General features: G+C 50.3%; 15 protein-coding genes, 1 tRNA gene and 3 pseudogenes. 9 read left to right on the top strand and 10 right to left on the bottom strand.

Going from position 1 to position 19,029, the window contains the following annotated elements:
* Nucleotides 1-13: 13 nt before the first annotated feature.
* On the bottom strand, nt 14-1,525 hold the full coding sequence (pepA, locus tag FDW96_RS00845; protein WP_038636783.1) for a leucyl aminopeptidase: 1,512 nt from the start codon (nt 1,523-1,525) through the stop codon (nt 14-16).
* A gap of 153 nt (nt 1,526-1,678) precedes the next feature.
* Between pepA and FDW96_RS25145 the strand changes: the two genes are divergently transcribed.
* The 3 genes from FDW96_RS25145 (at nt 1,679) to lptG (ending at nt 3,974) form a co-directional block, all read left to right on the top strand.
* Nucleotides 1,679-1,729 (top strand): hypothetical protein, encoded by a 51-nt coding sequence (locus tag FDW96_RS25145; protein ID WP_212723231.1) that lies wholly within the window; start codon nt 1,679-1,681, stop codon nt 1,727-1,729.
* Between the two features lie 62 nt (nt 1,730-1,791).
* Nucleotides 1,792-2,892 (top strand): LPS export ABC transporter permease LptF, encoded by a 1,101-nt coding sequence (gene lptF / locus FDW96_RS00850; RefSeq protein WP_042312675.1) that lies wholly within the window; start codon nt 1,792-1,794, stop codon nt 2,890-2,892.
* The gene (lptG, locus tag FDW96_RS00855) at nt 2,892-3,974 is read left to right on the top strand and encodes an LPS export ABC transporter permease LptG (RefSeq protein ID WP_042312673.1); all 1,083 of its coding nucleotides are present in this window, start codon (nt 2,892-2,894) and stop codon (nt 3,972-3,974) included. The genes lptF and lptG overlap by 1 nt, the downstream gene beginning before the upstream one ends.
* Before the next feature lie 39 nt (nt 3,975-4,013).
* On the opposite strand, the gene FDW96_RS00860 is transcribed toward lptG, so the two are convergent.
* Entirely contained in the window at nt 4,014-5,516 is a 1,503-nt protein-coding gene (locus FDW96_RS00860; protein WP_137365059.1) for a helicase HerA-like C-terminal domain-containing protein, read from the bottom strand.
* A gap of 136 nt (nt 5,517-5,652) precedes the next feature.
* Nucleotides 5,653-6,672: an NAD(P)-dependent alcohol dehydrogenase gene (locus FDW96_RS00865; protein WP_061382765.1), complete on the bottom strand. Its 1,020-nt coding sequence runs from the start codon at nt 6,670-6,672 to the stop codon at nt 5,653-5,655.
* 230 nt (nt 6,673-6,902) lie between these two features.
* Between FDW96_RS00865 and FDW96_RS00870 the strand changes: the two genes are divergently transcribed.
* Both FDW96_RS00870 and FDW96_RS00875 read left to right on the top strand, forming a co-directional pair.
* A tRNA-Leu gene (locus FDW96_RS00870) sits at nt 6,903-6,987 on the top strand.
* 222 nt (nt 6,988-7,209) lie between these two features.
* The gene (locus tag FDW96_RS00875) at nt 7,210-8,892 is read left to right on the top strand and encodes an integrase arm-type DNA-binding domain-containing protein (protein ID WP_137365060.1); all 1,683 of its coding nucleotides are present in this window, start codon (nt 7,210-7,212) and stop codon (nt 8,890-8,892) included.
* 337 nt (nt 8,893-9,229) lie between these two features.
* On the opposite strand, the gene FDW96_RS00880 is transcribed toward FDW96_RS00875, so the two are convergent.
* Complete coding sequence (locus FDW96_RS00880; RefSeq protein ID WP_111771483.1) at nt 9,230-9,703, bottom strand: hypothetical protein; 474 nt, start codon at nt 9,701-9,703, stop codon at nt 9,230-9,232.
* Nucleotides 9,703-11,394 (bottom strand): ATP-binding protein, encoded by a 1,692-nt coding sequence (locus tag FDW96_RS00885; RefSeq protein ID WP_137365061.1) that lies wholly within the window; start codon nt 11,392-11,394, stop codon nt 9,703-9,705. Before FDW96_RS00885 ends, FDW96_RS00880 begins: the two co-directional genes overlap by 1 nt.
* Before the next feature lie 600 nt (nt 11,395-11,994).
* Here FDW96_RS00885 and FDW96_RS00890 point away from each other — a divergent pair.
* Nucleotides 11,995-12,219, top strand: coding sequence for a hypothetical protein (locus FDW96_RS00890; RefSeq protein ID WP_373562165.1), 225 nt, complete (start codon nt 11,995-11,997; stop codon nt 12,217-12,219).
* Between the two features lie 159 nt (nt 12,220-12,378).
* Nucleotides 12,379-13,711: pseudogene (locus FDW96_RS00895) on the top strand (type II toxin-antitoxin system HipA family toxin).
* Nucleotides 13,712-13,748: 37 nt separating this feature from the next.
* On the opposite strand, the gene mobH reads toward FDW96_RS00895, so the two are convergent.
* The 4 genes and pseudogenes from mobH to FDW96_RS00915 form a co-directional block, all read right to left on the bottom strand.
* Nucleotides 13,749-15,353 carry a MobH family relaxase gene (gene mobH / locus FDW96_RS00900; RefSeq protein WP_137365063.1) on the bottom strand — a complete coding sequence of 535 codons (1,605 nt, stop codon included), beginning with the start codon at nt 15,351-15,353 and terminating at the stop codon, nt 13,749-13,751.
* A gap of 173 nt (nt 15,354-15,526) precedes the next feature.
* A complete protein-coding gene (locus FDW96_RS00905) occupies nt 15,527-15,898 on the bottom strand; it encodes a hypothetical protein (RefSeq protein ID WP_009652327.1) in 372 nt (123 codons plus the stop codon).
* A gap of 64 nt (nt 15,899-15,962) precedes the next feature.
* Nucleotides 15,963-16,868, bottom strand: a pseudogene (locus FDW96_RS00910) (ArdC family protein).
* A gap of 64 nt (nt 16,869-16,932) precedes the next feature.
* Complete coding sequence (locus FDW96_RS00915) at nt 16,933-17,223, bottom strand: hypothetical protein (protein WP_025713656.1); 291 nt, start codon at nt 17,221-17,223, stop codon at nt 16,933-16,935.
* A 333-nt stretch (nt 17,224-17,556) separates the two neighbouring features.
* Between FDW96_RS00915 and glgS the strand changes: the two genes are divergently transcribed.
* The gene (gene glgS / locus FDW96_RS00920) at nt 17,557-17,757 is read left to right on the top strand and encodes a cell surface composition regulator GlgS (protein WP_137365064.1); all 201 of its coding nucleotides are present in this window, start codon (nt 17,557-17,559) and stop codon (nt 17,755-17,757) included.
* 38 nt (nt 17,758-17,795) lie between these two features.
* Here the strand turns inward: glgS and FDW96_RS00925 are convergent.
* Nucleotides 17,796-17,975, bottom strand: a pseudogene (locus FDW96_RS00925) (restriction endonuclease); the annotation flags it as partial.
* A gap of 358 nt (nt 17,976-18,333) precedes the next feature.
* Here FDW96_RS00925 and FDW96_RS00930 point away from each other — a divergent pair.
* Nucleotides 18,334-19,014: a hypothetical protein gene (locus FDW96_RS00930; RefSeq protein ID WP_137365065.1), complete on the top strand. Its 681-nt coding sequence runs from the start codon at nt 18,334-18,336 to the stop codon at nt 19,012-19,014.
* Nucleotides 19,015-19,029: the final 15 nt, after the last annotated feature.

The following is a 19,029-nucleotide window of genomic DNA, read 5'->3' on the forward strand; positions in this document are numbered from 1 at the left end:
CGGCATTTACACATTACTCGTCGCCGTTAAATCCGGCGCGATTGAGCAGGAACTGCGACAGCAGCGCTACCGGACGACCGGTGGCGCCTTTGGCTTTACCGGAACGCCATGCGGTACCCGCGATGTCCAGGTGCGCCCAGTTATATTTACGGGTAAAGCGCGACAGGAAGCAGCCCGCGGTGATAGCACCACCAGGACGGCCGCCTATGTTAGCCATATCCGCAAAGTTGGACTCCAGTTGTTCCTGGAATTCATCACCCAACGGCAGACGCCACGCGCGGTCGCCAGCCTGCTCGGATGCGCCGATCAGCTCATGCGCCAGCGGATTGTGGTTCGACATCAGGCCGGTGATGTGATGGCCCAGCGCAATCACGCACGCGCCGGTCAGGGTTGCGACGTCAATGACCGCTTCCGGTTCAAAACGCTCGACGTAGGTTAACACGTCGCACAGCACCAGACGGCCTTCAGCATCGGTGTTCAGCACTTCAACGGTTTGACCAGACATGGTCGTCAGCACATCGCCTGGGCGATACGCGCGACCACCCGGCATGTTTTCACAGCCCGCCAGTACGCCGACGACGTTGATTGGCAACTGTAGCTCTGCCACCATGCGCATCACGCCATACACAGCTGCCGCGCCGCACATATCGTATTTCATCTCATCCATGCCTTCGGCAGGTTTGATGGAGATACCGCCGGAGTCAAAGGTTAACCCTTTACCCACCAACACGATCGGGCGTACGTCTTCGGATTCGACACCTTTATACTCAATCACCGACATCAGCGACTCGTTTTGCGAACCATTGCCGACCGCAAGATAGGAGTGCATGCCCAGCTCTTTCATCTGCTGCTCACCGATCACGCGGGTCACAACATTTTTGCTATAGCTATCTGCCAGTTGGCGCGCCTGAGAGGCCAGGTAGGCGGCGTTACAGATGTTCGGCGGCATGTTGCCGAGATCTTTTGCCGCTTTAATGCCGGCGGCGATCGCCAGACCGTGCTGGATAGCACGCTCACCGCTGGTCAATTCGCGGCGGGTCGGTACGTTGAAGACCATTTTACGCAGCGGGCGACGTGGTTCGCTTTTGTTGGTTTTCAACTGATCAAAGCTGTACAGCGTTTCCTGTGCCGTCTCAACGGCCTGACGTACTTTCCAGTAGTTATTGCGACCTTTAACGTGCAGCTCAGTCAGGAAGCAGACGGCTTCCATTGAGCCAGTATCATTCAGCGTATTGATGGTTTTCTGAATGACCTGCTTGTACTGGCGCTCATCAAGTTCGCGCTCTTTGCCACACCCAATGAGGAGAATTCGCTCAGACAGAACGTTAGGAACATGGTGCAGCAACAGGGTTTGACCCGGTTTGCCTTCCAGTTCGCCACGACGCAGCAGTGCGCTGATGTACCCATCGCTGATTTTGTCGAGCTGCTCTGCAATCGGAGAGAGGCGGCGTGGTTCAAAGACGCCCACGACGATGCAGGCACTCCGCTGTTTCTCCGGGCTACCGCTTTTTACACTGAACTCCATGCACTACGCTCCTGAATCTTAAAGACAACGGCGGTGGCTACGGATAGAATTGCAAGCTTTCGTAACTCATTCCCGCTGTTGCGGTGACTTCGTGTTAATCTTAACGTTATTACGGCATTGGCACGTCAGAACAATTTCTGAGAGGTGGATCCGTTGAGTATAATGATCTTAGCGACGATTTCGACGACTCAAGAGAATAAATGACGTTTAAGCCATGAAACAAGCTAAATTCCGGCAAAAGACGGGTTTTTACGGGCGTATTTAAAGTGATAATCATAAGATATCTGGTTCGGGAAACGCTCAAAAGCCAACTTGCGATCCTATTCATCCTGCTTTTGATCTTCTTTTGTCAAAAGTTAGTCAGGATCCTTGGTGCGGCGGTTGACGGTGATATCCCGGCGAATCTGGTGCTCTCGCTGCTGGGGCTGGGCGTGCCAGAAATGGCGCAACTTATCTTGCCCTTAAGCCTGTTCCTCGGGCTGCTGATGACGCTGGGCAAACTGTATACCGAAAGTGAAATTACGGTCATGCACGCCTGTGGGCTGAGCAAGGCTGTGCTCGTGAAAGCGGCGATGGTGCTGGCGTTGTTTACCAGTATTATTGCGGCGGTTAACGTGATGTGGGCCGGACCATGGTCCTCCAGGCATCAGGACGAAGTGCTGGCGGAAGCGAAAGCTAACCCCGGCATGGCCGCGCTTGCTCAGGGGCAATTCCAGCAGGCGACTAACGGCGGTTCGGTGCTGTTTATCGAAAGCGTTGACGGCAGCAACTTCAAAGATGTGTTCCTCGCGCAAATCCGCCCGAAAGGTAATGCCCGTCCTTCGGTGGTGGTGGCTGATTCCGGACATCTTACCCAGATGCGCGATGGCTCCCAGGTCGTGACGCTGAACCAGGGTACGCGCTTTGAAGGGACCGCGCTGCTGCGTGATTTCCGCATCACTGACTTCCAGGATTATCAGGCGATTATTGGCCATCAGGCCGTGGCGCTGGATCCAAACGATACCGACCAGATGGATATGCGTACGCTGTGGACGACCGACAACGATCGTGCCCGTGCGGAGCTGACCTGGCGTATCACATTAGTATTCACTGTATTTATGATGGCGCTGATGGTCGTACCGCTGAGCGTGGTGAACCCACGTCAGGGGCGCGTACTGTCGATGCTGCCCGCAATGCTGCTCTATTTGCTGTTCTTCCTGGTCCAGACATCGCTGAAGTCGAATGGCGGCAAAGGTAAGCTGGATCCGGTGTTCTGGATGTGGGCGGTTAACCTGGCGTATCTGGCGCTGGCGATTGTACTTAACCTTTGGGATACGGTGCCGATGCGCCGCTTGCGTGCCCGTTTTATGCGTAAAGGAGCGGTATAATGCAGCCCTTTGGTGTACTTGACCGCTATATCGGTAAAACCATTTTCACCACCATCATGATGACGTTGTTCATGCTGGTGTCGCTCTCCGGGATCATCAAGTTTGTCGACCAGCTGAAAAAAGCCGGGCAGGGGAGCTACGATGCGATGGGCGCCGGGCTGTATACCCTGCTCAGCGCACCAAAAGATATCCAGATTTTCTTCCCGATGGCGGCGCTGCTCGGCGCGTTGTTGGGGCTGGGCATGTTGGCTCAGCGCAGTGAACTGGTGGTGATGCAGGCTTCCGGCTTTACCCGTATGCAGGTGGCGCTGTCGGTGATGAAAACCGCGATTCCGCTGGTGCTGTTGACGATGGCCATCGGTGAATGGGTGGCGCCGCAGGGCGAACAGATGGCGCGTAACTACCGTGCGCAGCAGATGTACGGTGGCTCGCTGCTCTCTACCCAGCAGGGTCTGTGGGCGAAAGATGGTGACAGCTTTGTCTACATCGAGCGGGTGAAAGGCGACGCCGAATTAGGCGGGATTAGCATCTACTCCTTTAACGATAAGCGTCGTTTGCAGTCCGTTCGCTATGCTGCGAGCGCGACGTTTGACCCGGAGCAGAAGGTCTGGCGTCTGTCGCAGGTGGATGAATCTAACCTGACCAATCCAAAGCAAATCACCGGTTCGCAGATGGTTAGCGGGACCTGGAAAACCAACCTTACGCCGGACAAGCTCGGCGTTGTCGCGCTGGACCCTGATGCGCTCTCGATTAGCGGTCTGCATAACTACGTGAAGTACCTGAAGTCGAGCGGCCAGGACGCCGGACGTTACCAGCTCAATATGTGGAGCAAAGTCTTCCAGCCGCTGTCAGTGGCGGTCATGATGCTGATGGCGCTGTCGTTTATCTTTGGCCCGCTGCGTAGCGTCCCGATGGGCGTTCGCGTGGTGACAGGGATTAGCTTCGGTTTTGTGTTCTATGTGCTGGACCAAATCTTTGGCCCATTAACGCTGGTGTACGGCATTCCGCCGATTATCGGCGCGTTGCTGCCTAGCGCCAGCTTCTTCCTGATAAGCCTGTGGCTGATGCTGCGTAAGTCATAATATCCGCCCCTCCCGTAGTGCGGGAGGGGCATTTCACTGCTAGCGTTTTCTGCCGCCCATCAAACTTCCCAACATGCCGCGAATTATCTGATTAGTGACCTGTCGCGCCGCGCTTTTCGCCACGCTCTGTACTACGCCATCGCGCTTACCGCCGCGTGGTCCGGTGCTGCCAAACAGAATATCTTTCAACCCCCCGAGAATACCGCCATCCACGTCGATCGCTTTACCGTTGGCGGGAGGTGTATTTTGCTGCTCGGTGCTGGCCTGTACGCCTTGCTGTAAACGCTCATAGGCGGACTCACGGTCGACCTCTTCCTTATATTTTCCATACAATGAGGAGTGATTAATCAGCCCGTTGCGCTCGTCGTCGGTTACCGGCCCCATGCGCGAGCACGGCGCAATCACCATCGCCCTTTCCACCACCGACGGGCTACCTTTGGCATCGAGGAAGGAAATTAGCGCTTCGCCGGTGCCCAGCTCCTGAATGGCTTTTTCAGTATCAAAGGCTGGGTTGGCGCGCATAGTTTGCGCCGCGGTTTTCACCGCTTTCTGATCTTTCGGCGTGAAGGCGCGCAGGGCATGTTGCACGCGGTTCCCCAACTGGCCGAGTACGTTGTCCGGAATATCGGACGGGTTTTGCGAAACGAACCACACGCCGACCCCTTTCGAGCGGATCAGGCGGATCACCTGTTCAATTTTATCCAGCAGCACCTGTGGAGCGTCGTTGAACAGCAGGTGGGCTTCATCGAAGAAGAACACCAGTTTTGGTTTCTCCAGATCGCCGGCTTCCGGTAATTGTTCATACAGCTCGGAGAGCATCCACAACAGGCTGGCGGCGTACAGTTTGGGCATCTGGTACAGCTTTTCGGCGCTGAGGATGTTGATCATCCCTTTACCGCTGGCATCGGTACGCATCCAGTCTTTGATATCCAGCATCGGCTCGCCAAAGAAGTGCGCCGCTCCCTGTTGTTCCAGTGACAACAGTCCGCGCTGGATAGCGCCCACCGAGGCGCTGCTGATGTTGCCGTACTGGTTCTGGAACGATTTAGCGTTATCGCCGATGTACTGCGTAATGGCCCGCAGATCTTTGAAATCCAGCAGCAACAGACCCTGGTCATCGGCAATGCGGAAGATAATATCCAGCACGCCGGACTGCACATCGTTGAGATTCAGCAGACGCGCCAGCAGCAGCGGCCCGAGGTCAGAGACCGTGGCCCGCACCGGGTGGCCTTTTTCGCCGAAGATATCCCACACCGTGACCGGATTAGCATGCGGTTGCCAGTCGGTAATGCCGATGTTTTTCAGGCGGGCGAGCAGCTTTTCAGAGGCTTGTCCTTCCTGCGCTACGCCGGTTAAGTCACCTTTTACGTCAGCCATAAATACCGGCACGCCAATCTCAGACAGCGATTCGGCCAGTTTCTGTAGCGTGACGGTTTTACCGGTCCCGGTCGCGCCGGTAATCAGCCCGTGACGGTTGGCCATGCCTGGGAGTAATAACAGTTCGGTGTCCGGCGTGCGGGCGATTAGCAGGGGTGCGCTCATTGAGATTTCCTCCATTTATCCTGCCTGGAGTATAGGCAACCGTGACGCACTCTTCACCGCTAAATTGCGGAGATTGCGAGGAGAATTCCAAAGTGGCGGGAATAGCCGGGAGGTTTACTCCCCCCGGCAGAGATAATCAGAAGTCGGCTTTCAGCACCACTCTGTAGCGGGCCTTGCCGTCGCGCACGTGCTGGATAGCTTCGTTAATTTGCGACATCGGGTACAGTTCGGTGGTCGGCGATACCTTGCTGCGCCCGGCGAACTTCATCAGTTTGCGCAGCTCGAAGGGTGTACCGGTCGCCGAACCGGAGATGCTACGATCGCCGGCAATTAAGGTAAATGCCGGTACCGGCAACGGTTTCAGCACCGCACCGACGGTATGGAAGTTACCGCCGTAGGCCAGCGCTTCAAAATAGGGCTGCCAGTCGAGGTCGACGTTAACCGTGTTAATGATGAGATCGAACTGGCCCGCCAGCGCTTTTAGCGCATCCGGATCGCGGCTGTTGACCACCTTATCCGCTCCCATCGCCAGCACCTCCTGCTCTTTCGCCGGATTGGAGCTGAACGCGGTCACCTCGCAGCCCATCGCGTGTAACAGCTTAATGGCGATATGCCCCAGCCCGCCGATGCCGATCACCCCGACGCGGCTGGTGGCAGTGATGTGGTGCATCAGTAGCGGTTTGAACACCGTGATACCGCCGCACAGCAATGGGCCAGCTGCCGCCAGATCGATGCTCTCCGGCAGCGGGATCACCCACTGCCAGTCTGCCCGCAGCTTCTCGGCAAAGCCACCCCGATTGAGAATTGTGGGAACGGAACCTTGCAGGCAGTTAATCTGATTACCGCTGATACAGGCGTCGCAATGCCCACAGCTGCGCGCCGTCCAGCCAACGCCGACGCGCTGGCCAACTTTCAGCCCCTTATCCTGCGCCGCGCTGCCGAGCGCCGCCACGCGACCAATCACCTCATGCCCGGCAACCAGCGGATACTGAGAGAACCCCCATTCGTTGTCGATCATCGACAAATCGGAATGGCAGATACCGCAGTAATCGACCTGTACCTCGACATCTTCCGGCTTAAGCTCGCCCGCATCATATTCATAGAGTTCGAGTTCGCTGCCCGCCGCTTTTGCGGCGTAGCTTTTTATCATCGACATCGTGTTTCCCTCAGTGTGGTGTTGAACTGGAAGTGTAGAGTATGGGGAAACGGGACGCTTCGCAGAAGGGGGGATTAAGGAGGTTATTGCGCGGGCTAAACCGTGATGTTGATTACAGCTCCGAAAGGTAATGCTGAAATTTTCAACACTTAGCGAGCCAGACGCACGCTGGCGCTTGCATGGTGGCGCATGACAGGTATAATCCACAACGTTTTCCGCATCCCTTCCGTGCCGGAGTGGCGAAATCGGTAGACGCAGTTGATTCAAAATCAACCGTAGAAATACGTGCCGGTTCGAGTCCGGCCTTCGGCACCAAGTGATGCAATAATTAGCTACCTAAGGGTGGCTTTTTTTGTGTCCATTTCCGTCCAAATTCGTCCATATCCGTCTGTAATTCAAAGATAATTTATTTTTCGACAATAGCCATATTTATTTTGTGTTCTTTCCGTGTTGGTCATTTTTCATCCATTGACATCCACACGATTTGGGGGCCAAATTGGGGGCTTAGACGTAGTTCGATAATAGTGAGGCCCCCAAATGGCACTAACAGATCGCGCTATAGTCCACGCCAAGCCTTGTGGCAAGCCGTATAAGCTCAGTGACTCGCATGGACTTTACCTGCTGGTTAACCCTAACGGTTCAAAACGCTGGTACATCAAGTACCGCTTTGTAAACAAAGAGAAAAAGCTCGCTTTAGGACCTTATCCGCTTTTGACGCTTGCACAGGCAAGACGCATGCGTGAAGAGGCCCAATTACTGCTGATTTCCGGCATCGATCCGAGCGCACACCGAAAGGCTGAACGCCTTGCTATAACGCCGGAACATACGTTTGAGTCTGTGGCACGCGAATGGGTCACCAGTAACGTGAACTGGTCGGCGGAACATAAGAAGCGGGTGCTGCGTTACTTCGAGCTTTATGTGTTCCCCACGAACGGCAGCTGTGACATCACCAAAATGAAGGTTAAAGACCTGCTGGTACCCATCAAAGAGGTGGAGAAAGCGGGCAAGCTGGATGTTGCTTCCCGGCTTCAGCAGCGCACTGCCTGCGTGATGCGCTACGCCGTCCAGAACGGCATTATCGATCATAACCCCGCATCGGATTTAACCGGCGCGGTCTCTACGCCCAAAGTTCGTCACCACCCGGCGCTGGATCTGAATCTTATCCCTGATTTCCTGGAAAGAATCGACGATTACAAAGGCCGTCAACTGACTCAACTGGCGGTAAAGCTGGCTCTGCTGCTGTTTATCCGTTCCAGCGAACTGCGCTTTGCCCGCTGGGATGAAATTGATCTGCGTAACGCCATGTGGACCATCCCCGCTGAGCGTGAGCCGATCCCCGGCGTTAAATATTCAGCGCGTGGGGCGAAGATGCACTCCCCACACTTGGTCCCATTGTCGCGTCAGGCAATCGAACTGCTGCACGAGGTGCGGCAGCATTGCCGACCGGGAGCTGAACTGGTGTTCCCCGGCGATCACAATTACCGCAAACCGATGAGCGAAAACACCATCAACAAAGCGCTGCGGGTGATGGGCTACGACACCCAGAAAGATGTCTGCGGCCACGGTTTTCGCACCATGGCCTGTAGCGCGCTGGTGGAGTCAGGCCTGTGGTCAAGCGACGCGGTAGAGCGCCAGATGAGCCATCAGGAGCGCAAGCGCGTGCGGGCGGCGTATATCCACAAGGCGCAGCATCTCGAAGAACGTCGGGAGATGATGCAGTGGTGGGCGGATTATCTGGATGCAAATCGGTTCAGGCATGTTGTGCCGTATGGCTTCAAAAAATCGCAGGGAGGCGCACTCGACCATATGAGCTTCCAGGAGCGCAATGACCGGCAACTAGAGGAGCTGAAAGCCAGAATACTGGCTGACTCGGAATGGCTGACGGCATCTGAGCTATCGGCAAAAGCGGGTTTCCGTTCTGCCGATCCTGAGGCAGGCCCGAAAGGCTGGAAAGCCGCCGGGAAGATATTCTCGCTGAAGGTCGACGGGGAGGATTTGTATCCGGATTATGTTCTGGATGAGAAAATGCGGCCTCTCAAGGTTGTCAGGCTGATTCTCTCGCTGTTCAAAGAACGCAAAACGCCCTGGGGACTGGCTATCTGGTTCGGTTCGGCAAACCGCAGGCTGCGTGGTGCCAAGCCGAAAGATTTGTTGGTATCAAAGTCAGAGTTGGTTCTGCTGGCGGCGCAGGATGAGGTTGAGTTGGGAGACACAATTTAAACAGCTGTCTAAGAGTCTATGAAATGTAAATGAATACATTTTTCAGATTCTGGCAAACTTATGGTACCTGAGTAAATCAACCGATAACCCGTTTTGAGGTGTTTAACGGCAGTCCGCGGATGAATGTTTGAACATTCACTGGTTTTTTTGTCACTGGAAGGTGCGTATTACAAAACAACAACTAGCGCAAGGCATGCAATCATGAACGGTTACAACAACATGACTCCAGATAAATTCATCTGGAGTTTGCAAAAGAAGAAGTGCTTTGATTTAGCATGGCACTGATATAATAAGTAAACTATATCAAATTTATATACATTTTACGGTAAATTTACTCCTATAAATCAGTGTATTCTAGTAGTGATTTCCATTTCTTATACTTTTCAGCAGCCATTTGTAAGATGGCTTGTGAAAATGAATCAGGATCAAAACCAAAACTATGCCTCACAGGATTGCTAGAAACAGTTGATACACATCGAAGTTCTTCGCCAAAAACATTTGGATTTAAAAAGAAATGTCTTTGAACTTCATATTCAACAGCTTTCCTGGCAATCTTCCTATTATACTCGTTTTCATTATCAATTATATTAGTTGCTACACTTGCAAAAAATATTTCTTCCTTTTCATTAATGTCATCCTCTTCAAATTTCCTCAGGTTTTCCCTGAGTGTTCCTCCTTTACAAAGATGTCCTCCCCATCGAACGGATGGATGTCCTCCAGTCTCACCGATATATAAATATCCATTGTGAATAATAAAATATATATTGGAGCAATATCTTGCTCCAACTAATACACCATTACTCTTAATCATTATTCGGCCAGGTTTATATTTTCACCTGACCACTCGGCCAGCCAGTTATTAATGTTGTTGTGGAATTTTTTAAAAATCTTATTAAATATTTCCACGTCAACTTCCACGAAATTATCCCGTGTATTTCTTTCGGCAAGTCCGACTGAAAATATCAATGCCTCAGAAACAATTCGCTCGGTGCTATTTTCTGGGAATTTTGACAGAAATTCTTTGTAAAAAGGATGGTTCTTATTCACGCCCACAAAGACGCCCTCTGTTGCATCATAAAATGCTTTCCAAACCATCCCATAATCGACCTTTTCTGAATAAACTATTTTCCTGAAGCTATGAGTGGAACTATCATTTATCTTAATATCTAAATCTTGCTTAGCATTTTCACCATCTACAGCGCTTTCATTTCTTCTCTTAATGATTTCAGAGTTTAACTGCCCTGTAATTAAATCAGGATCATCCTCTGATACATTTTCTATCGTTGCAGTAAACCCTAATCCCTCTTCATTTTTGGTTGATTTTAATTTAAACTTACAATCACTTCTAATATTTTCGGCTGTAATAAGAGCTTTATCAACAATTGCTTTTAGTTTATTTCTAGTCTCATCATCAATTTCTAATCTCTGCTTTGTAATATCAACATGTAAAACATCATCATGAGCAGTTTCTAAATCCATTCTGATACGAACATTAATATCATCTTTAGTTATAATTCCATCAATGTCATCCCCCCAGCGAATTAGTCGGCCATTTCTATAGATGAAAAAGCCACTATTTTCTTTAGATATTTCATATGATGAAATTTTTTCTTTCAACTCTTGTGGAAGTGGCGATTTTGATTCGGCCATGCTAGCTTGAGGGAAAACAACAGCTTTGATTTCTATTACTGGGAGATCATTTCCATTTACATCTTGAAGCGTCCACTTATCCTTCATGGCCAATATAGGGCTATAATAATCGTAAGCATCAGGAATATATCTTTCCTTAAAGTCAGGGCTATCCATAAATAACATGTCTCTTGGCTGGATAGGTATTTCAGTACCAGTTTGACCATAAGGTTTAATATTTAATGTTATTTTTAAAGGATTGTCTCTCTTTAAGAATGAAAAATAGGTAACACCAAGGCGTTTTTTTAGTTTTTCAGTTGTTAACTTTGGCGACGCTTGGTTGATTCGTCCGCAGCCTTGTACTAAAACTACTGTCCCTGACGGACTATTATTAAAAGAATTTGGTAGTATGCTTGTAAAATCAGAAATTTTTGTTTTATTTATAAATAGTATATTTTGTTTTTTTATAGCATCACTATCAAATGTGAAAGGTCCGTATATGATATTATTTATCTTGCTTATAATAGTAATCGACGTACCTAATGAAAGTCCTGCGGATTTTAGACCGAGACCATATTTCGATAAACTGTTTAATGTGTAATTATTATTGTTTGAACCTAGTGAAAAGGCATTCTTTATCCCATCAGTATCCATGCCACAACCATTATCTGTGATTACGTATGTTGATACTGCATTTCTTGATTTTAGATTTTTACCTTCCGCAAGAATTAGGTTTACACTGATATCATTTGCACCAGCTGTTACCGAGTTATCAATTATATCCATGATTGCAGTATGTGGCTCATAGCCAATTTTAGCAATAGCCTCACATATTCGCCCTGCATTAAAATCAATCTCTATTTTACTGGTCATTTTTTCTCCAAAAACATTGGATTTCTTTACAAGATATTAGGTAAACTTTAGGCATTGTAAGATACATATGTCACCCAATATTTCATGAGTTACTGTGTAACAAATTAAAAACATGAACAATATCACATTTTGCTCAGAGCATACTATAGTGTGAAGAGAGTAGTCCATAAGCATATGTGAGTGCTATTTTATACCTCAAACTCCAGCAGAACACAAAATGAACTATCATTGTGGAATAGCATAGCTGAATATTATATTGAGTTATGATGACTCAATTTATATTAATGGCGCTGACTATTTTAGTGCAGTCTGTGAAGAGATTTAACCCTCCACGGCTTGTTTTTCATGCAGAATGCCAGACTGAAAGTACTGACTATCGTTCCATTAGTCATGATACATATCTGACATCTATCAGCACCTGGACGTAGAGAATGGTTGATAAATTGGCGCAGTATTCTAATGGGATAGTGCAGTCTCCTGCAAAACTTGTAAACGTGAAAAATGCCCCTATTTCATGGCTAATTAACCGCGAAATTCTAGCCATGGAGGAAACTACCGATGTCACTCCGGACACACCGCCAGCTCGTAAGCGTTGAAGTGATGTGGCCTGCTCAGACGCTACCACTTCCCCTGCAACAGGTAGTCGAAGCATTGAATCAGGGCGCAACGCCCGATCAGATTATTAACCGTATGAACCAACAGGGTCTGTTGGCGTGGCGCGAAGACGCATCCGTGCAGGATACACACGATGTCTTTCAGGTTCGGCTGGACAATCAGCATGAGGCGCGGTTTCTTTGTCGCTATGTAACGCTGCCGTTGCACTGATTGGTAAGGATATGAAGGCAAAAATGGCTATCTTGCATTACTGAGATATTTATAAAGTTTTTAGTAAGCCAGAATAGATATGGTGCTTTTCTAGGGATAACCTCAGGAGCGATAAATCCATAATAAAAATCGCTCACCAGACGAGAAAATGGTGACGTTATGCACTGCAGTCAAAAGCGTTTAGCTATCTGGATGAATGGCATACCAGTTGGATTCTGGGAGAAGACCCGAGGTGAAGACCGGTTTCAGTACCTGTCTGAGTGGGTTGCTGATGAGCAAGGCATCCCCTTGTCGCTGTCATTACCGTTTACAGTGGGTAATCAACTCTGCTGTGGTGACGTGGTACGCAACTATTTCGATAATTTATTACCCGACAGCGAGAACATCCGTAGGCGCTTAGCGAGGCGTTATCGTGCTGGAAGCTTCGATCCTTTAGATCTGCTTGCTGAACTGGGGAGGGACTGTGCTGGCGCTATCCAACTGCTTATGCCAGGAGAAGAACCCGCAGATGTTTTTTCTGTAAATTACCGCCCACTTTCCGAAACGGAAGTTGCCACAATATTACGCAATACTACCGTGGATTTGGCGAGCTGCCATGAAGATGTTCGCGCGCACCGTTTTTGTATTGCCGGGGCTCAGGAGAAAACGGCATTACTATGGCATAAAGGGAAGTGGTGCCTTCCTGAAGGCCATACGCCAACAACGCATATTTTCAAACTACCACTGGGACTGGTTGGCAATATGCAGGCGGATATGAGTACTTCAGTTGAAAATGAATGGCTGTGTTCTCTGATTCTTGAACACTATGGAATGCCAGTAGCAAAAACTCAGATTGCGCAGTTTGAAGATCAAAAAGCATTAATCGTTGAACGGTTTGATCGAGCATGGTCAGGCGATTGGCAGCGGATCGTTCGCTTACCACAAGAAGATATATGTCAGGCATTGGGGATTTCTCCACGAAAGAAATACCAATCTGAAGGTGGTCCGGGTGTCAGCGATATTATGGAAATTCTCCGCCATTCGGAACGGGCTAAGAGTGACATGGAACGTTTTTTTTAAAGCGCAGATCCTTTTCTGGGTGATGGCGGCTATTGATGGTCACGCAAAAAATTTCAGTATCGCGGTTGGTCCGCAAAATAGTTATCGCCTTACTCCTTTATATGACGTGTTATCGGCCTGGCCGGTAATGGGGCAGCAAAATAGCCAAATTTCGTGGAAAAAATGCAGACTGGCCATGGCCATTCGTGGCAGCAGTAATTATTACCTTCTTTGGAAAATTCAGCGTCGGCATTGGATCCATCACGGTGAGCTAACTGGCCTGACTAAACAACAGGTCGAGTTAATGATAGATGAGATTATTTCCAGCGCGCCGGAAGTGATTGAGCGCGTATCTCGTTTATTGCCAGACTCGTTTCCATTTGCGCTGGCTGAAAGTGTTTTTCAGGGCATACGGCGGCAGTGTGGGCGTTTGGCTAAAAATTATAGGGTGTAACGCGACGGTATTTTTACTCAGAAGCGCTTTATCATTATTACAATTCCTCTGAATTTTGAGTTGATATCAACTTTAACCACGGATTATTCACCGGCATTTTCTCTCCAAGCACCAGCGCCGGCTTTTCCATCAGAAATCCTTTCAACTGCCCCGTTTTTTGTGGAGCGCGAACCTCGCAGGTCCAGATAAAACTGTCATCATTACAGCGCAGGGCAAGCCCTGACTCCTGAAACATTCGCTGTGCCAGTTTCCAGCCGTCGCCGGTATCGCCTGTAGTTTCTGCTGCGTATGTCTTAAAGATCCCCGGCGAAATCAAGAAAAGATGGTTTTCCACCACATGTACCTTGCCGTTTCGGGTATTCACCGTGGCTGAAGGGCTGGTGTGGTTCTTCAGCCACTGCAGGAAATTATTATTGTCACCAAGCCTCGGGTCGTCTGCTATCTCCGGCAGCGGTTGAGTGGGGGCGCTAAGTTCAGGGACGGGTTCAGCTTCGCTTACCGGCGTCACATCACCGGCAAAACCGGCGGGACGTTGTTCGCCTGGCTCCCATATTGCAGACGGTGTCAGGCGCAGCAGCGTCAGCGGTTCAACGGGCGACCAGCCCTTATCCGATCGGATAATGCAGCGCCAGATCGCTTTATCCTCATTGGCAACGATAAGCTGATGTGCCAGCAGTTCGTCAAACAGGCGGTTATTATTTTCCGGTACGCTGGCTACGCCATGCTGGAGCAGCCAGGCGCGAACCCGGTCGGCGGTGGTTTTGCTGATAAGCCACAACGCATCCTCCGTCAACCAGCCATCGGATCCGCATTCGGGATTATTGAGCCGGTACTCGTTCTGTACCAGCGACCGCAAGGCTGTAAGAAGTTGCTGGGGGAAGGAAGAGGGCTTTTGCGCCAGCGCGGTTTTGATATTGCCGCCGAGGTATCGGGCGACAGAGGCTTTATCGGCCTGCTGCACCAGTTCAGCCAGTGCGCCAGCCCGTTCGTAGTGTCCGGTGAGCTGATAAATCAGGGACGCAAAAGCCGGCGGGTATCCGGCCAGCCAGTCCAGTAATGGCGAGGGTATCAACTGATTAATCAGCATTGCGCCAGCCGCCGGATGTAGATGATAGTCGCGACCATGGCTCTGGTACTGCCAGCGATAAGGCTGCGCCAGATTCCCATGCCACGGACGCCAGCGGGCGCCATCCAGTTGATGGATCTCCATATCCACGGCGATTTTTCCCGTGTCGTGCAGCAATGCCGCGCAGACTACTGTGACCGTCCATGCGCTGGCTTGCCGGGCCTGTTCTTCCGCACCCGCTTCCGGTGGCAGCAGATAACCCTGGCGCAGTCGGATGGCGTTGCAGGCAACTTCCAGCGAATGGTCCAGTAGTCCGCCGGGAATGGAATGGTGATGACTTTGTGAGGCGGGTAGCAGTTGTACCAACGTGGCGAAGCGATGAATCACCGTGAGGATCCAGCTATCAAACAGGGTATCCGGCAGCGGGGTCAGTTGCCGTAACTGATGCAAACAGGACTGGCGTAACGGTGTCGCCAGCAACCGTTCTGCGGATTGTGGCGCATACCAACCCGTCGGCAGCACAGCGTCTGGCGCAGGTAGCTGGCTCTGGAATGATCTTTGTAGCCACTTCAGCATATTTCCCCTTTCCGGGCAGGCCCCTTTGCCCTTGTCGCCCTTCCTTTGAAGTGTCTCCCTTTGGGCCTTTTACATTTTTATTAGTAAAAATTTATACTCTCATGTGCATATTTTGCGGTGTATTTCTGGTTGACGTGTGAAAAGTGACCGACGTATTGTCGGCCACTTTAAAACTACCACCAGGCATAAAACATCAGCCTGTCTCGTTCAAAATCAAACGTCTCCAGCGTCTCTTTCACCCAGTGAGTGACGGCGCGAACGTCTTTCCAGTAGTGTTCTCCATAATCGGTATAACCATAGAAAAAGCCGTCAATGGTGGGATAAACCGCGCCGCAGTTATCCGGCGTCAGGCTCTGCAGGTCACTCAGAAGCGCCTGCAAATGTGCTTTTGTGACTTCTAACAGCACCTGGTTGCGCACCAGCCCAACGTGTTTATCCACCCATTTGAGTAACGGGTTCACCTTGCGGAAATAACCCACTCTGGCGTACTGGCTTTCATCGGGCGCGTTTTTTGCCCGTTCGAAAAAGAAGAGATCGAGTCCCATACGTTGATCCTCAGAAAAAGGGAGCAACTTCCCGGCGGGGAAGGCTCCCCGTGCGGGTGGGCTGTCAGGCGCTAAGCTGACAGGGTTGTGGTACCGCGTTGAGCAGCCATTCACTGGCCTGGCGAGCCATACCGCTGGCGCGAATCAGCGCCCGTTTGTCCTAGCGCAGGATATCCAGCCAGTGGCCGATATAGCTGGCGTGCTGGAGACTGCCCTGAATGCCGCAATGGGCGCACAGGAAGGCGCTGCCCATCTCCGCCACCATTTCTTCGGCAGCGTAGAGCGCTTCGGTGCGTTCCGCGCCGGCAATACCGGGGCGGTTGAGGCGTGAAGCGTGGCCGGTGGCGTGCGTCAGTTCATGCAGTAGCGTGGCGTAGTACGCCTCGCTGCTTTCAAACTGCTGCGGGTGCGGCATCATCACCAGATCGGTCGCGGGTCTGTAATACGCTTCCGACTGGCGGCGATGGCGCAGCGTCACGCCGCTGTTCATCGCAATGGCTTCGGCGGCCTCCACGGGATCTGCGGACCGGATAAACGGCTCAGACAGCGTCTGCGGCAGGCCGTCGCACTGCGACAGATTAAACAGCCGGAACTCACGAATGATCCCGAAATGCCGCACCTTCGGCTCGCCGTCTTTATCCAGCAACGGCTGGCCGCTGGCGTCAGTTTCTTCCTGCGAGCGCGGCAGATACAGCACCGCCAGAGAGGAATTGTCCCCCCGGCGCACCTGCCCGCCGAGCGCGCTGACCTGATGGAACGTCAGCCAGCGGTCGCTGGCGAAACTCTGTTTATCCGCACTGTTCCACAACAGCGGCACGTTAATGCCGTGATACGGACGACCGGATAACGCATTGATCGGGAACGGCGGCTCGCCGTCGCGCCACGGGCGGATCCACGGCACATTGCCGTTTTCCAGTTCAGCAATAATCTGGTCGGTGACTTTCTGGTAGATATCGTTGCTTCTGTCCATTGTGCGATCCTCATGGAAGAAGCCGGAGCTGCCTCCATCCGGAAGCGACTCCGGCGGGGAGAGGTTATGCCTGTTCAGCCATCGATACCTGCACATAATGGCCGTGATAGTTGAGCGACAGCGGTAATGCGACAGGGACTTTCATATCTCCCTGTGGCGGCTGGCAGTAGATCGTAAAGGTGACTTTCTTGCGGGATGCCCCGGCGGTGCGCAGGGTCAGCAGTACGGCGAGCAACAGATTGCCCAGCCGTTCTTCCACCTGCTGCGGGTCGGCGGGAAATTCCACAGCGGATTGCCAGACATCAGGGGCGATAACCACCGGCATTAACGACGGTTTTTTATCGAAAAGCGACATGGTGTTTCTCCTGTAAATGAGCAGGGAACACCCTTCGCAGGGCGTTTCCCTGCGGGATGGAATGGTACGTGTATCCTGCGCATTTGCGCCGTTCGCACCTTCCGGATACATGGCGAACTTACTGCATGGCTGGCGGTAGTGTTTTCTGCGCGGGTGATAAAAGGGAGGGGAAAATCATTACCGGCGCTGAAGAGTTTTGTCGTTCCTGAAATGTGAACGCAGGCAGATTGATGCGCACGCATCGCTCAAAAAATGATCTTTTTCAGGCGGATACTGAAATCAGAAAAGCATATGACCTTGAACAGTAAACACAATGACTGGAGGGATATGCTAATGAACCGACAAGATATAAACGCATTGAAGAATTTTGATTTTCTGGCACGCAGTTTTGCCCGTATGCAAGCCCTGGGCCAGCCAGTGGATATCGATGCTGTGACCGGCAATATGAGTGATGAACAGCAAGCATGGTTCCGGGAGCGATACGACCACTACCGAAAGCAGGCTGAGCGGGCGAGAGTGATAGAACTGCGGTGATATAACGAACAACGGGCTTAACGGCCCGTTGCGTATTTTCAGGCTTTGAAAATCTGTTTACGGTGCCAGCCAACATACTGTTCAGCAGGCCACTGCGTTTTGTCATAAGGGAGGAATAACTGCTGGCCGTCCTGGTGCCAGAACAGATGGTCTACTACCGGGCTGCGACTGATGCCACCGGAGATGTGGATGGTCATACTCTCATCGAGCCTAAATGCCCTGTATCGAACGTATTGTGGGTGATAAGTGTGAAGAGCAATATCCTGGAAACACAGCTAATGATTTCTTGAACAATTGTTCGTGATTTTCTGGGAAAGTTAGTTGAACATCTCCGGATATGTGGTGTACATGGGGCCTCTGGTGTAAGGCAGAGATATAATCCATTGTGTATTGCAGCCTTTTAGGAAACTTAAAGTCCATCATAATTATTTGATATTATTGGTGTTTTTTTAAAGTTTATGTTTCTCTTGGAGGATGACAGAGGGGGCATTAGTGTAATGGGAGTTGCAATGTTAGAATAAAATATGTTTATGTATTTCTTATGACAACTTGATTTAATTCAAAGGCTTGAACTTGATGGACAATAAGCTCTACACACAAGACGATTATAATAAAGACTTTAAATCTGACCCTGAAATTCAAAAAAAAGCATTAGAATTCGCATTGGATATTAGGAAGTTTGAAATAGATTTATATTGGAAACGTGCTGCATATTTCTGGGCTTTTATTGCGGCAATTTTTACTGGCTATATTAGCGTAAGTGCTATTTCTATTGATATACTCAAAAACAAGAACGAAATAATATTGATTCTTTCATGTTTAGGTATTGTATTCTCTTTCGCTTGGGTACTAGTAAATAGAGGGAGTAAGCAATGGCAGGAGAATTGGGAGAACCATGTGGATTTATTGGAAGACGAAGTTACGGGGCCGCTTTATAAAGTAACTCTGTCGAGAAATCCTCCGCGTGGAAAATATGAGAAGTTTTCACATATCTTATCCGGCCCTTCATTTGTCTCTGTGTCAAAAATTAATCAATTGATTAGTCTATTTATTCTTATGATATGGATGTATATTTTTATAAGTAATATACTTCCATCCGGAGTATATGGTGGTACTAGTATTCTTATATCTATCACTGTGCTTACTTGTGTTTTCTTTACAATGCCTAGTGTTGGAAAAACTCATTCGGGAGAGCATTGGCATCAGGCTAAAAAAAGAGAGTCAACAATTTATAGAAAAATAAAACAACTTAAATAAGTTTTGATTTACATC

Source organism: Citrobacter sp. TBCS-15 (assembly GCF_005280815.1).
Classification (GTDB): Bacteria; Pseudomonadota; Gammaproteobacteria; order Enterobacterales; family Enterobacteriaceae; genus Citrobacter; species Citrobacter werkmanii.

Excerpts from the sequence above, each read along its gene's own strand:
- pepA (WP_038636783.1), bottom strand. The coding sequence starts at position 1,525 with ATGGAGTTCAGTGTAAAAAGCGGTAGCCCGGAGAAACAGCGGAGTGCC.
- lptG (WP_042312673.1), top strand. The coding sequence starts at position 2,892 with ATGCAGCCCTTTGGTGTACTTGACCGCTATATCGGTAAAACCATTTTC.
- FDW96_RS00860 (WP_137365059.1), bottom strand. The coding sequence starts at position 5,516 with ATGAGCGCACCCCTGCTAATCGCCCGCACGCCGGACACCGAACTGTTA.
- FDW96_RS00865 (WP_061382765.1), bottom strand. The coding sequence starts at position 6,672 with ATGTCGATGATAAAAAGCTACGCCGCAAAAGCGGCGGGCAGCGAACTC.
- FDW96_RS00875 (WP_137365060.1), top strand. The coding sequence starts at position 7,210 with ATGGCACTAACAGATCGCGCTATAGTCCACGCCAAGCCTTGTGGCAAG.
- FDW96_RS00880 (WP_111771483.1), bottom strand. The coding sequence starts at position 9,703 with ATGATTAAGAGTAATGGTGTATTAGTTGGAGCAAGATATTGCTCCAAT.
- FDW96_RS00885 (WP_137365061.1), bottom strand. The coding sequence starts at position 11,394 with ATGACCAGTAAAATAGAGATTGATTTTAATGCAGGGCGAATATGTGAG.
- FDW96_RS00890 (WP_373562165.1), top strand. The coding sequence starts at position 11,995 with ATGTGGCCTGCTCAGACGCTACCACTTCCCCTGCAACAGGTAGTCGAA.
- mobH (WP_137365063.1), bottom strand. The coding sequence starts at position 15,353 with ATGCTGAAGTGGCTACAAAGATCATTCCAGAGCCAGCTACCTGCGCCA.
- FDW96_RS00905 (WP_009652327.1), bottom strand. The coding sequence starts at position 15,898 with ATGGGACTCGATCTCTTCTTTTTCGAACGGGCAAAAAACGCGCCCGAT.
- FDW96_RS00915 (WP_025713656.1), bottom strand. The coding sequence starts at position 17,223 with ATGTCGCTTTTCGATAAAAAACCGTCGTTAATGCCGGTGGTTATCGCC.
- glgS (WP_137365064.1), top strand. The coding sequence starts at position 17,557 with ATGAACCGACAAGATATAAACGCATTGAAGAATTTTGATTTTCTGGCA.
- FDW96_RS00930 (WP_137365065.1), top strand. The coding sequence starts at position 18,334 with ATGGACAATAAGCTCTACACACAAGACGATTATAATAAAGACTTTAAA.